Below are 13,197 nucleotides of genomic sequence, written 5' to 3' on the forward strand. Positions count from 1 at the left end.
CTGTTCAATACAGAGATCATCTTCTAGAGATAGCCTAACCTTTTTTTAAAATTGTCCTTTACATAGGGTACAGTTTAGATAGCTCGGTCCTTGAAAATTATATAAGATAGCTGATGAATAAACCAATGGCCATAAGTAAGCCAAAGAAGGTGTTCGTTTGGGCCGTTGCTTTCATTGCCGGTACCATCGTGATCGGCTGTGTTTTACCAACGAAGCCTTTGACTGCGGCCATGGCTTTCGGGATGCTAAGGAAGGCAAGGAGAATCCACGCTGTTACATTTCCAGTAAGGACTAATCCAACCAGCCATAAATAAGAGAAGGCAAACATGATTGCCATGAATGTCAGGGCGTTTTTCCTGCCCATCACTACAGGCATCGTTTTGCGGCCATGTGCCTTATCTCCATCGTGGTCACGGAGGTTATTGGATAAGTTGATTAACCCGACCAATATTCCACTAGGGATGGCAATTAAGATGGCTGTTGAAGATACATAACCGGTTTGGATGAAAAAGGCAATCAGGATGATCAAAAAGCCCATGAACAAACCAGAAAATAGTTCCCCGAATGGTGTATATGAAATGGGTAGTGGACCGCCTGTATAAAGGTAGCCAACAAGCATGCAAACCAGTCCTACTGCTGCAAGCCACCAAGATGATGCGGCACAGATATAGATTCCAAGTATCAGGGCGATGGCATACATGCCAAGTGCCAAGGTCATGATGAGTTTTGGGGTCATCCCATGACGCACGATCCCGCCACCGATACCTACGGATTCCTCCGTATCCAAGCCTCTCTTGAAATCATAGTATTCATTGAATAAATTAGTTGCAGCTTGAATCAGGATACTTGCAATCATCATGGCAGCGAATAGTAACCAATTCACTCCAGCTTCCAAGAGTGCGATCACAGTTCCAAGTAAGACTGGGACAAAAGCTGCGGTTAGTGTATGTGGACGAATTAACTCCCACCAAATCTTCCAGGTCCGTTTAAGGGGAAGTCCGTCGTATTCTGTTTGCATTATTTCTCTCCTCAAAATCATTATTGGTTCTTTCGAAATTATAACAAATATTGAAATGTTGCACAAAAGGTTATCCTAATAAGTGTAGGAAAACTGGAGAAGTGTGTCAATTGGATTTCATGAAGATTCTCTTCCAAAATCAAGGATATTTCTCTTCATTCGCTAAGATTCATATAATAAGGAAAAAAGCAGGCATGAATCGTTCGGTAAAGGGGCGTTTTATTGACATGAGGTTGAAGGGAGGTGTATCTTTAAATAGGTTAAAAAGCTTTTAAAATGTACATTTGGGGGGATTTTCTTGGCTATCTCAGAAGAAACTGAACAGTTTCAGGGACTGGCTTCAGCTATACAAAAGGCGAAGGACTTGAATGATCAAGTTCTATTCAGTCATATTAAGAAAGTTAATTGCAACAACCCCCTTTCATTTTATCAAGCTGGAAGAGAACGGTACGCGGGTGAACGCTTTTTCTGGGAGGACCCTGCAAAGGAAATAACCATCACTGGTTTAGGCACTGTTAAGAAACTCAAAGCGGCATCGAATGCCGAACGTTATAGAGAAGTCGAAAAGAGCTGGATCAAACTGCAGAATACTGCTGTCAAAACGGGATTGACCGATGTAGAAGCGACCGGTCCTTTACTGTTTGGGGGCTTTTCTTTTGATTATGAAACTAACAGTACGCTCCTTTGGAATCAATTCGGGGACAACCTGTTTTATATACCTGCCTTCATGCTATCAAAAGTGGGGAAACAAGCTTACTTAACGACAAACTTACTTTGTTCGCCTGATGATTCAGAAAAACTCTTCATAGATATGATAAATGAACGGGAAGCTTTCCTTTTCGAAAGCCTGGACGGCACTGGATTGGTTCCTAATGCCTTGGTTATGCAGAAGGAAGTCAAACCTGAGGAATGGAAGCGGACGGTCGCAGAGGCTGTTCAGGAAATCAAGACGACAGATCTCGACAAGATTGTATTGGCAAGGGAGCTTCGACTTGTTTTCAAGCGTTCCATCGATTCAGGGAAAGTGCTTGAGCAATTGATTGCTGAGCAGCCATTAAGCTATATTTTCAGTTTGGAAGCTGGTGGTGACTGTTTTGTCGGTGCCACACCCGAACGTTTAATTAAGAAACAGGGAAATGAAGTTTTCTCTACCTGTCTTGCTGGATCGATGGGGCGAGGGAAAGATGAGCAAGAAGATGTTTGTCTTGGTGAAGAATTGCTTCATGACCAAAAGAATTTACAAGAGCACCAATATGTCGTGTCGATGATATCAAATGCCTTTGATTCTGTATGTAAAAAGGTAATGGTCCCGGCCGAACCGAAACTTATGAAAAACCGTCATATCCAGCATTTGTATACACCGGTCCGCGGTATATCCAAGGAAGGTGTCACGATTTTTGAATTCGTCGAGAATCTCCATCCTACACCCGCCATGGGCGGACTTCCAAAAGAAAAGGCCGTTGTCCGGATTCGGGAAATGGAAGGTCTTGAGCGCGGCTTTTATGCGGGACCATTAGGCTGGGTGGATACGTATGGAAATGGGGAATTCGCCGTAGGGATACGTTCTGCCCTAATACAGAACAATGAGGCATCGCTCTTTGCGGGGTGCGGCGTAGTTGAAGATTCGGCTCCCGAAAGTGAGTTCCGGGAAACGGGGATTAAATTCAATCCGATGCTAAGTGCTTTAGGAGGAAATCTTAATGAATGACCGAGATGCATTGACAGCGTATGCTGCTTCATTTGTCGATGAGCTGGCACAAAATGGGATGAAGCATGTGGTTGTGAGCCCAGGTTCGCGATCCACTCCCCTAGCTTTGTTGTTAGTGGAACATCCTGATATCGAAATTCATATTAATGTGGATGAGCGTTCGGCTTCTTTTTTTGCCCTGGGTTTGGCTAAGGCCTTAAAAGAACCTGTCGGACTTCTTTGTACATCCGGTACAGCGGCTGCAAACTTTTACCCAGCCGTCATCGAGGCTTACTATTCAAGAGTGCCGCTAATAGTGCTGACCGCTGATCGTCCGCATGAATTGCGTGATGTCGGTGCCCCACAGGCAATCGATCAAATTCATCTGTACGGGAGACAAGTAAAATGGTTTGTCGAAATGGCACTTCCTGAAAGTACAGATGAGATGATGCGGTATGCAAGGACGATCGGTGCAAGGGCAGTGGCTACAGCGGCAACTGAACCTGCAGGGCCAGTACATTTGAATTTCCCGCTTCGAGAACCATTGATTCCGGATCTGGAGCAAGCAAAGGGATATAGGCAAAATAAAATGACGCCTGCAGTGTTGATTGATAGTGGAGAACGGTCACTGTCCGCATCACAAATAGATGCTGTTGCAACTACTTTGTCACAAGCTAAGCAAGGTATGATTGTATGTGGCGAATTACCGCATCCAGGGATGAAGGAAGCAATCGCCGCATTAGCGGATAAACTTGCTTTTCCGGTATTGGCTGACCCTCTTTCCCAGTTAAGGAGCGGGAGCCACGACAAAGCCATCATTATTGATGCGTATGATACGTTTCTACGCGATGAAGCGGCAAAAGCGGCTTTCAGGCCGGACGTGATTTTACGTTTTGGGACAATGCCTGTTTCTAAACCCTTATTGTTATTCATGAAAAAACAAAAACAAGCAATCACTTTGGTCGTCGATGGCGGAGCGGGTTGGCGCGAACCAGCCGGAGTGGCAACGAACATGATTTACAGCGAAGAGAAAGATTTCTGCCAGCGTGTTTGTGAAAAAGTTACTGATGCCTCAGATGATAAATGGCTTGGCTTATGGCAAACTGTCAACGTAGCAACGAAGAATGCCTTAGCTTCCATCAGGGATGAAGAGGAATTAAGTGAAGGCAAGCTGTTCTCCCTGCTTGCTGATATGTTGCCATTGGAATCCACCTTATTTGTCGGGAATAGTATGCCCATACGAGATTTGGATACATTCTTTTTGAATAATGGAAAAGGAATCAAAACCTTTGCAAACCGTGGGGCGAATGGCATCGATGGGGTCGTTTCCACTGCTCTTGGAGTAAGTACGGTTTCGAAAAATACAGTACTGGCAATCGGGGATTTAAGCTTTTTCCATGATATGAATGGCTTGCTTGCAGCAAAACTTCAAAAACAAAATATCACCATATTGCTGATTAATAATGATGGGGGCGGCATTTTCTCCTTCTTGCCACAGGCGAATGAGAAAGAACATTTCGAAATGCTATTCGGCACCCCTCATGGGCTTGATTTTTCCCATACTGCAAAGCTGTATGGCGGTAAATACAACAAGGTGCAAAATTGGGATGAGTTAAAGAAGGTATTTACAGAGTCATTTGGAATTCAAGGTCTGAAAATCATTGAGGTGCCGACCGAAAGGGAGTCCAATTTACAAAAGCATCGAAATTTGTGGAGTTTTGTTTCCCAGGAAATAAAAATGGTGTTAGACAGGGAAATATCATGAATATTGTCAGCAAGGATGTCACTTATGCTGTTGAAATAACGGGAAATGGAGAACCTCTTGTACTTTTGCATGGATTTACGGGAAATCGGGATACATGGAATTTCCTCATTCCGCTATTGCGTGATAGGTATACAATGATCATGGTCGATATCATCGGTCATGGCATGTCTGCGTCACCGGCCGATCATCGAAGGTATGGGATGGAGCGGGTGGCTGAAGATATCAAGTACATTTTGGATGAGTTACATTTCCCGAAAGCCCATATCCTTGGATACTCGATGGGCGGCAGGCTTGGATTGGGATTTGCCTGTTTGTATCCTGAGTATGTTGATACATTGATATTGGAAAGCGCTTCACCAGGCCTTTTAACAGAAGAGGAGCGGGAAATCCGAAGGCAAAATGATAGGAAGCTTGCTGAAAGGATTCTTGAAAAGGGCGTGGAAGCTTTTGTGGATCAATGGGAAAACATCCCGCTGTTTGAAAGTCAAAAACGGTTGTCGGCCAAAACCAGGTCAGCCATTCGGGAGCAGAGGAAGGCAAATGTCCCAGCCGGCCTTTACAATAGCCTCCTTGGTATGGGGACCGGCAGTCAGGCTTCTTACTGGGAAGACCTGAAAAACCTTGATTTCCCTGTGCTTCTTGTAACCGGTGAACTCGATCCTAAGTTTTGTGAAATTGCGGACTCGATGAAAAAAAAGCTGAAGCAGGCTGAATGGAAAATAATAAATGATGCCGGACATGCGATTCATGTGGAAGATGGAGAAAAGTTTGGTAAAATAATAAGTGAGTTTTTGAAGCGAAATCGGAGGAGGAATTAAAATGACGGTACAATGGGAAACAATACGTGAGTATGACGAAATTTTATATGAAAAATATAACGGGATTGCGAAAGTGTCCATCAACCGACCGCATGTACATAATGCATTCACGCCAAAAACGACTGCTGAAATGATTGATGCATTCGCAAGGGCGCGTGATGATTCCAGCATAGGTGTCATAATTTTAACTGGTGTAGGCGGCAAAGCATTCTGTTCAGGCGGAGACCAGAAAGTACGCGGGAATGGCGGATATGTAGGTGAAGATAACATTCCACGTCTAAACGTTCTTGATTTGCAGCGTTTGATTCGTGTAATTCCAAAACCGGTCGTAGCGATGGTTGCAGGATATGCAATTGGTGGCGGTAATGTTCTGAATGTGGTGTGTGACTTGACGATCGCTGCTGACAATGCAGTATTTGGACAAACTGGACCTAATGTGGGAAGCTTTGATGCCGGTTATGGCTCTGGCTACCTGGCACGTATCGTAGGCCATAAAAAGGCACGTGAAATCTGGTACCTATGCCGTCAATACAATGCCCAGGAAGCATTGGATATGGGATTGGTAAACACGGTGGTACCTTTAGACCAATTAGAAGCGGAAACCGTTAAATGGTGTGAAGAAATGCTTGAGAAGAGCCCAACTGCACTTCGTTTCTTGAAGGCGGCAATGAACGCTGATACTGATGGCCTTGCAGGTCTTCAACAATTGGCTGGTGACGCTACACTTTTATACTATACAACTGAAGAAGCAAAAGAAGGCCGCGATGCATTCAAAGAAAAACGCAATCCGGACTTTGGGCAATTCCCTCGTTTCCCTTGATGAAACGCGTGAAATGATGAGACTGACAGCTTGGCGGATAATCGCCGGGCTGTTTTCTATATCAAATGGAGGAGGATAAGCAATCATGGCAGAAGAAAAGTTGCCGAACTGGCTGAAAAACCGGGCGCATCTTTCACCAGATCGCCCGGCAATTGAATTTGAAGGCCATACGTATAGCTTTCTTGAACTGCATACATTATCGGAGAAGATGGCTGGCAAGCTGGCAAGCATTGGTCTGAGGGCTGGCGATTCATGCGCGGTTTTACTCCGTAACCATATTGATGGTGTTGTCGTTATCCACGCACTATTTTATCTCGGTGTGAAAATTGTGATGCTGAATAATAAGTTAACGGCAAAAGAGTTGGCCTGGCAGATTGAGGATAGTGAGACTTCCTATCTTGTTTCAGAAGGTTCCTTTTCCGAAAAACTCTCGGAAATTGGTTGTATTCTCCCAAATTTACACCTTCACTTAATGGAAGAATTGCCGGATGAAGGAGCGGCAGAGATTCTTCAAGAGTTTTATCTTGAGGATACGGCTACGATCATGTATACCTCAGGTACGACAGGAAATCCAAAAGGTGTGATCCAAACCTTCGGCAACCATTGGTGGAGTGCTGTCGGGTCGGTGTTGAACCTTGGCTTGCATGAGGGGGATTCTTGGTTTTGTGCAGTTCCGATCTTTCATATTAGCGGCTTATCCATCCTGATGAAAAATGTGATTTATGGCATGAAGGTCGTTTTGGCTGAACGGTTCGACGAACGGGAAGCAAACCTGAGCATCCAGGAAAATGGAGTGACGATCATTTCGGTCGTGACGGCGATGGTGAATAGGATGTTGCAGGATTTGAAGGGAACAAGCTATCCGGAAGCTTTTCGCTGTATGCTGTTAGGCGGCGGCCCAGCACCCGTTCATTTACTTGAAGTATGTAAGGAAAAAGGGATTCCAGTCTATCAGACGTACGGGATGACAGAAACGTCCTCACAGATTGTGACACTTGCACCGGAGTATAGCATGGCAAAAATCGGATCAGCGGGAAAACCTTTGTTCCCTTCGCAGTTACGGATAGAGAAAGACGGCAATATTTGTGAACCGGGTGCAGTGGGGGAAATCGTGGTTTCAGGTCCGAATGTGACGAAAGGCTATTTTAATCGAATGGACGCTACACTGCAGGCTATTACCGATGGATGGCTATATACAGGGGACCTTGGTTATCTGGATGAAGAAGGCTTTTTGTATGTGCTAGACCGACGCTCGGATTTAATCATATCCGGCGGTGAGAATGTCTATCCGGCTGAGGTTGAAAATGTCCTTTGTAAGCACCCTGATATTTTCGAAGCGGGTGTGACGGGGATTGACGATGAAAAATGGGGACAGGTTCCACTCGCTTTTGTCGTCTTGCATCAAGGCGCTGAGGCTAATGAGAGTGAACTGCTGGAGTATTGCAGAGAATATTTGGCGGCCTATAAAATTCCCCGGAACGTGATTTTTTGTCAGGAGCTTCCCCGTAATGGAGCGAGCAAGCTACTGAGAAGGGAACTGAAGAAGAGAATGGGGGAATGGCAATGAAGTTATCCTCCATTTCACTAAAGCTCGTTAAGGCCCCTTTGAAGCGGCCATTTAAGACGCATCTCGAAACGGTATCCGACCGGGAAGTGATAATTGTCGAAGCCATGGATGAAGATGGATTGATTGGATACGGGGAAGCGGTGCCTTTTGCAAGTCCTTGGTATACCGAGGAAACGATCAAAACATGCTTTCATATGTTGGATGACTTCTTAATACCGTTGACATTGGCAGGTCGGATTAGGCATCCTGATGAGCTGCCTAATTTATGGAGCGGAATCAGACGGAATGCGATGGCGAAGTCAGCTTTGGAGCAGGCAATACTTGATCTATATGCGAAGCAGAATGGCATCTATCTCGGACGGCTTTTTGGCGGCGAACGAAGTGAAGTGGCCGCTGGTGTTGTCGTTGCATCCAATGATATTGAAGACGCGATGCACCAGATTGAGGATTTTTCAAAATCTGGTTATCAGCGTTATAAAATAAAAATCAATCCTCATAATGATCTGGAGTTTTTATCGGAAATCCGTCGGGCCTATCCAGATATCCCGCTAATGGCAGATGCCAATTCAGCGTACACACTCGATGACATCCCACATCTGCAGAAGCTTGATGTGTTTAAGCTGATGATGATTGAGCAGCCGCTGGGACATGACGATATTGTTGAACATTCCATTTTGCAGAAACAGCTGCAGACACCCATTTGCCTTGATGAAAGCATAAACTCATTTCATGATGCCAAAAGTGCGCTGTCACTCGAGAGCTGTGGGGTGATCAACATTAAGATGGCAAAAGTCGGCGGCTGGACAGAAGCTGTCAAGATCCATGATCTATGCTTGGGAAATGATGTGCCCGTTTGGTGCGGGGGGATGATTGAATTTGGCATATCGCGTGCACATAATATCGCTCTTGCCACATTAAAAGGATTCACGATTCCCGGGGATATATCATCCTCATCCCGCTATTGGGAAGGGGATATAATTGATCCGGAAGTCATTGTCAAAAATGGTATGATCCAGGTTCCTGATAAAGCGGGAATCGGTTTTGCCATCAATGAAAAGCGGCTAAAGGATTTGACTACATATAGTAAACTTTACAGGTGAAAAAAATCAAAGGAGGTGCATGGCCCGCCTCTTTTGAATCCATATTGCCACCCCCGTTTTATAATAATCCCCCTAGCTCGCAGTAATATATTATTCGCTGCATGCCTTCTAAAAAACCCATTTAATACATTTTGGACGGAAATCCCACCCTTTTAGAAAATGATTTTAATAGAATACTTACAAATATCAGTTTGTAGACAAAAGCAGGTTTGATAGGTCACACCCCGAATCATGGTGTTAAGAAAACTCGGTTACTCCTGCCGAATAACTGGCTACGAGACCCCGCAGGCGCTTACTTTGATGAGGCATGGCAGACAGTCTATGGAAGGGGAGCGGGTTTCTGAAATCACTGGATCTTTTTTAATTTGTCTACATTCTGCAAATATTTTGCATCTCCAGCATTCCTTTTATAAAACGGGATTTTAGTGAAGGGAAATCATTTAAATGGCCCGATCAGTCAGATATTTTTTTGGAAAATGGGGCTTTGACTATTTTTTCTTTATTGGATTATTTTGTATAATGAAATAAAAGGATGGCAACTAAGGGATAGGGAGGGGAGAGTATATGAAAAGACCGTACCTTATTGCGGAAATTCTATTAAGAAGAGGCATGCCGGACTATGTCATTAAAGAAGTGACGGCGTTGGCGGAGTGTGAGCTGTTTCTTTTGAAGAGAAAGTGGGGCATATATGATCGAAAGACGGGAGCGTAAATGAATGAAAGTTAACAGGGAACCGTTTCGGTTCTGGCCGGTCCCCATGCGATTTAAGTTTTTCTAAGCCGGTACCTATTAACTGGACGGCCGATGCTGCCATACTGGACGTCAAGCTGAAGGACTTCTTCGCCGTGCAAGTATTCAAGATAACGCCTTGCTGTAACTCTGGCGATTCCTATTCCATCAGCCACTTCTTCTGCCGATAAAGATCCAGGCTGAGTTTTTATGAATCTCGTCACTTGCTCAAGAGTAGCTCCATTCAATCCTTTAGGAACATCATATTTCGGACTCGTTTCGGAAGGTGTTTTATTTTGAAAGAGAATTCGGTCGAGCTGATTTTGAGAGATTTGATGGTCAGGTTCAACCTCCATCCGAAAAGCAAAATATTGTTCAAGTGTATGTTTTAGCCTTTCGAATTTAAATGGTTTGATTAAATAGTCAAAAGCCCCGTTCTGTATCATTTTTCGGATCGTTTTCTGGTCATTGGCCGCCGAAATGATGATGACATCCACATCAATTTGCTCTTTTCTGATTTGATAAAGTGTATCGACCCCGTTTAAAGAGGGCATGAAGATATCCAAAATGACAAGATCGGGTTTAATCTTCCTGATTTTCACCAAACCTTCAAGCCCATTTGAAGCTGTATCAACGACTTTAAAGGCGGGCAGGCGCTCGATGAACTGTTTGTTAACCTCTTGGACCATTGGGTCGTCTTCAATTAAAAGTACACGAAATTCTTTAGTCATTTTGGTTCTCCTCTATATCGTGCATGGGAAAAGAAATAAAAAAGCTTGTCCCTTCGTTAGGGCGTGTCGTGAATTTCATTTCGCCGTTCGCCTTTTTAACAATTTGGTCTATTAAATAAAGACCAATTCCTGATCCTTCCGCACCTTTTGTTGTAAAACCATATTCGAATATATCTTTATGAATGTCCTCGGGAATACCAGGTCCATTATCCTCAAGCACGATTTGACAATGCCGTTCATCTTGGTAAATGGATAGATAAACCTGTTTTGTTTCTTCTGCACAATGCTTTAGGGAAGCGAACGAATTTTCGATCAGGTTTCCGATTATCAAAACAAAATCGTGATGATCCATATCAGCTGGGAATTGGTCCAATTTCGTGTGCTTGTCCATGATGAGTTCGATTCCGAGTTCCCTTCCCAAGGAGATCTTACTTAATATAAGCCCCACTAAATTATCATCGTGAATGTGCTTCGTTAAAAACCTGGTCAGTTCCTCTTGCTCTTCCGTGATTTGAAAAATATAATGCAGTGCTTCATCCAGATTACCTAGCTGGATCAATCCTGCTATCGTATGGAGTTTGTTCATATGTTCATGGTTCTGAACGCGCAGGGCTTCAACGAATGCTTTGACACTGGTCAACTCTTCAGCTAGCTTCGTCACATCGGTGCGATCCTGGAAAATGGCCACGGCGCCTATCGTTTTATCCGCAATCTTTATTGGTACCCGGTTGCTTACAATATTCCTGTTTTGAACGGATATTTCCTGATTGAAGATGGGGGATGTCCGGTCGAGCACTTCTGGCAGCCGGGTATCATTTATTATATCATTGATATTCTTGCCAATGACTGGACCGTTGATATTGAGCATTTGCTTAGCTTTTTCATTGAAAATCGTGATTTTTTGATTATTATCTATGGCGATGACCCCTTCATGCATGGCATTGAAGGCAGCGGTCCTTTCAACCAACATCCGTGATATTTCATGCGGTTCAAGTTGGAAGGTCTCTTTTTTTATCCGTCTGGCCAAGAGCCATGAGCCGCATACACCGAATAGGAGTGTAAGGATAAGGATAATCGCGATTTCACTTTTCAAATCCTTTATTAATTCCGGTATCGTCGGCAGGATGTTCCCAACCAGTACAACGCCGATTTGCTCGTTATCCTTATCGAGGATCGGGACAAAGGCGCGAACGGAAATGCCGAGTTCGCCAGCCGCCTTTGAAAGGTATTCATGTTCAGCGAACGCAGGGCTTTCGTCATTGCTGCTAGATGGGGTCCCCAATTGTCTGAACACCGGGTGGGAATAGCGTATATGCTGATTGTTGAGCACAACAATATAATCCGCTTGATGGATTTTCCTTAAGTTTTCAATCATCGGATTGAGTTGCGTCCATCCTTCAGGCTCACGGACCAATCTTTGTACTTCAGGGAGTTCGGCAATGGTGTGTGCAGTGATCATGGAACGTTTGCCGATTTCATCTTCCCTGACTGAAACGATATTTCCAAATATAAAAATCCCGCCTATAAGTATCGAAAAAGCGACGATTACGAATGATAGCAGGGTGATTTTAAATTGAATGGGCATATGAAAGGATTTATCCATTGTTGTTCCTCCATTACTTCTATACTTAATAGTAACAGAAGTTCTATCTATTTTCGCTACTTTTTCCCGCATTGTATTACGACAGCAAAAAGGCTGTGATAGAATAGTGATAATGTGAAGTGAGCGGTAGGGAGTTGTCGATATGCGTGCATTATGGGGGTATTTCATTTTAATTGGCATGGGGCTGTTGATAGCAGTTTATATATCGTTTCAATCGTTCTTCACAAGCTTCGGTTTCAATTTGCCGAAGGATGAGGAGCAGGTGGGGATGAAGGATCAAATCGTAATTAAGTTCAGTCATGTCGTTGCCGAAAATACGCCTAAGGGGCTAGCTGCGAACCGATTTGCCAAACTTGTCGATGAATATACAGATCATCGTGTCAAAATTGAAGTTTACCCTAATCAATCATTATATAGTGATCATGAAGAAATTAATGCGTTACAAGAAAACAAGGTGCAGATGATTGCTCCAACTACATCTAAGATTACGAATATATCAAAAAAATGGATGCTATTGGACCTCCCTTACGTCTTTCCAACGGACACTGCGCTAAAGGAAGCTTTGAATGGTGAAGTGGGGGAAGAACTGCTTAAGCAGCTGAATTCCATGGATATCGAGGGACTCGCATTTTGGTCGAATAACTATAAACAGATTACAAGCAATAAACCGATACGGCATCCAAGGGATTTTGCGGGAAAGAGTTTTAGAATCATGCCAAGTGCAGTCCTGGCAAGCCAATTCAAGCATTTTGGGGCGACAACATCGGAGCTGGAGTTTAATGAAACGTTTAAAAGCCTTGAAATCAATAAAACGGACAGCCAGGAAAATACGATTTCGAATATCTATTCCAAGAAATTATATGAGGTGCAAAAATATTTAACGATCAGTGATCACGGGTATTTAGGGTATGTCGTCATGATAAACAAGCCGTTTTGGGACAATCTCCCGTTGGATATTCAGCTGCAAATCAAACGTGCGATGGATGATACGACGAAATGGTTATGGATCAAATCAAATGAATTGAATCAGAAACAGCTTCTGGAAATCAAGCAAAAATCGAATATCGACATCTATACATTGTCAGATGATGAAAAGAAAGAGTGGATGGATGAAATGACGGTCATCTATCCGGAATTCGAATCCACGATTGGCACGGAATTGATGACGAAAATGGAAAAAATCCGCGAGAAGCATTTAAATGAATAATGAAAATGGGCTCAAGAGCTTCGACTTTTGAGTCCATTTTTTTATTGGGGGACAAAAAAGGCGGACCCGTCAGGAGAGGCTGCTGAAAAACTCACGTTTTTCTAACTAGTACGGTTAATCAAACTAAAAAAAGACAATTCTCATTCGATACT

General features: G+C 43.7%; 11 protein-coding genes. 8 read left to right on the forward strand and 3 right to left on the reverse strand.

Annotated elements, in window-relative coordinates:
* Nucleotides 1-97: 97 nt before the first annotated feature.
* Complete coding sequence (locus ACFX4X_RS23705) at nucleotides 98-1,018, reverse strand: 1,4-dihydroxy-2-naphthoate polyprenyltransferase (RefSeq protein ID WP_377387043.1); 921 nt, start codon at nucleotides 1,016-1,018, stop codon at nucleotides 98-100.
* Nucleotides 1,019-1,316: 298 nt separating this feature from the next.
* Between ACFX4X_RS23705 and ACFX4X_RS23710 the strand changes: the two genes are divergently transcribed.
* The 7 genes from ACFX4X_RS23710 to ACFX4X_RS23740 all read left to right on the forward strand — a co-directional run bounded on the left by ACFX4X_RS23710 (nucleotide 1,317) and on the right by ACFX4X_RS23740 (nucleotide 9,486).
* A complete protein-coding gene (locus ACFX4X_RS23710; protein ID WP_377387046.1) occupies nucleotides 1,317-2,726 on the forward strand; it encodes an isochorismate synthase in 1,410 nt (469 codons plus the stop codon).
* Nucleotides 2,719-4,470: a 2-succinyl-5-enolpyruvyl-6-hydroxy-3-cyclohexene-1-carboxylic-acid synthase gene (gene menD, locus ACFX4X_RS23715; protein WP_377387049.1), complete on the forward strand. Its 1,752-nt coding sequence runs from the start codon at nucleotides 2,719-2,721 to the stop codon at nucleotides 4,468-4,470. Before ACFX4X_RS23710 ends, menD begins: the two co-directional genes overlap by 8 nt.
* Complete coding sequence (menH, locus tag ACFX4X_RS23720) at nucleotides 4,467-5,288, forward strand: 2-succinyl-6-hydroxy-2,4-cyclohexadiene-1-carboxylate synthase (protein WP_377387052.1); 822 nt, start codon at nucleotides 4,467-4,469, stop codon at nucleotides 5,286-5,288. The genes menD and menH overlap by 4 nt, the downstream gene beginning before the upstream one ends.
* 1 nt (nucleotide 5,289) lies before the next feature.
* On the forward strand, nucleotides 5,290-6,108 hold the full coding sequence (gene menB, locus ACFX4X_RS23725) for a 1,4-dihydroxy-2-naphthoyl-CoA synthase (protein ID WP_061465337.1): 819 nt from the start codon (nucleotides 5,290-5,292) through the stop codon (nucleotides 6,106-6,108).
* An 85-nt stretch (nucleotides 6,109-6,193) separates the two neighbouring features.
* Nucleotides 6,194-7,675 (forward strand): o-succinylbenzoate--CoA ligase, encoded by a 1,482-nt coding sequence (locus tag ACFX4X_RS23730; RefSeq protein WP_377387055.1) that lies wholly within the window; start codon nucleotides 6,194-6,196, stop codon nucleotides 7,673-7,675.
* Nucleotides 7,672-8,775, forward strand: a complete 1,104-nt coding sequence (menC, locus tag ACFX4X_RS23735) for an o-succinylbenzoate synthase (RefSeq protein ID WP_377387058.1) — start codon at nucleotides 7,672-7,674, stop codon at nucleotides 8,773-8,775. The genes ACFX4X_RS23730 and menC overlap by 4 nt, the downstream gene beginning before the upstream one ends.
* Nucleotides 8,776-9,339: 564 nt before the next feature.
* On the forward strand, nucleotides 9,340-9,486 hold the full coding sequence (locus tag ACFX4X_RS23740) for a hypothetical protein (RefSeq protein ID WP_155727454.1): 147 nt from the start codon (nucleotides 9,340-9,342) through the stop codon (nucleotides 9,484-9,486).
* Nucleotides 9,487-9,539: 53 nt separating this feature from the next.
* Here ACFX4X_RS23740 and ACFX4X_RS23745 read toward each other — a convergent pair whose 3' ends face one another.
* Nucleotides 9,540-10,235: a response regulator gene (locus tag ACFX4X_RS23745; RefSeq protein ID WP_089362649.1), complete on the reverse strand. Its 696-nt coding sequence runs from the start codon at nucleotides 10,233-10,235 to the stop codon at nucleotides 9,540-9,542.
* Nucleotides 10,228-11,838, reverse strand: coding sequence for an ATP-binding protein (locus ACFX4X_RS23750; RefSeq protein WP_061465333.1), 1,611 nt, complete (start codon nucleotides 11,836-11,838; stop codon nucleotides 10,228-10,230). The genes ACFX4X_RS23745 and ACFX4X_RS23750 overlap by 8 nt, the downstream gene beginning before the upstream one ends.
* A gap of 142 nt (nucleotides 11,839-11,980) precedes the next feature.
* Between ACFX4X_RS23750 and ACFX4X_RS23755 the strand changes: the two genes are divergently transcribed.
* Nucleotides 11,981-13,045, forward strand: coding sequence for a DctP family TRAP transporter solute-binding subunit (locus tag ACFX4X_RS23755; protein ID WP_377387063.1), 1,065 nt, complete (start codon nucleotides 11,981-11,983; stop codon nucleotides 13,043-13,045).
* Nucleotides 13,046-13,197 lie beyond the last annotated feature (152 nt).

Origin of the sequence: Peribacillus sp. YIM B13481, from assembly GCF_042787985.1 — a bacterium.
Taxonomy (GTDB): Bacteria; Bacillota; Bacilli; order Bacillales; family DSM-1321; genus Peribacillus; species Peribacillus simplex_A.

Bases quoted from the DNA above. Each gene is read 5' to 3' on its own strand.
- ACFX4X_RS23705 (WP_377387043.1), bottom strand. From the start codon at position 1,018: ATGCAAACAGAATACGACGGACTTCCCCTTAAACGGACCTGGAAGATT.
- menD (WP_377387049.1), top strand. From the start codon at position 2,719: ATGAATGACCGAGATGCATTGACAGCGTATGCTGCTTCATTTGTCGAT.
- menH (WP_377387052.1), top strand. From the start codon at position 4,467: ATGAATATTGTCAGCAAGGATGTCACTTATGCTGTTGAAATAACGGGA.
- menB (WP_061465337.1), top strand. From the start codon at position 5,290: ATGACGGTACAATGGGAAACAATACGTGAGTATGACGAAATTTTATAT.
- ACFX4X_RS23730 (WP_377387055.1), top strand. From the start codon at position 6,194: ATGGCAGAAGAAAAGTTGCCGAACTGGCTGAAAAACCGGGCGCATCTT.
- menC (WP_377387058.1), top strand. From the start codon at position 7,672: ATGAAGTTATCCTCCATTTCACTAAAGCTCGTTAAGGCCCCTTTGAAG.
- ACFX4X_RS23740 (WP_155727454.1), top strand. From the start codon at position 9,340: ATGAAAAGACCGTACCTTATTGCGGAAATTCTATTAAGAAGAGGCATG.
- ACFX4X_RS23745 (WP_089362649.1), bottom strand. From the start codon at position 10,235: ATGACTAAAGAATTTCGTGTACTTTTAATTGAAGACGACCCAATGGTC.
- ACFX4X_RS23750 (WP_061465333.1), bottom strand. From the start codon at position 11,838: ATGGATAAATCCTTTCATATGCCCATTCAATTTAAAATCACCCTGCTA.
- ACFX4X_RS23755 (WP_377387063.1), top strand. From the start codon at position 11,981: ATGCGTGCATTATGGGGGTATTTCATTTTAATTGGCATGGGGCTGTTG.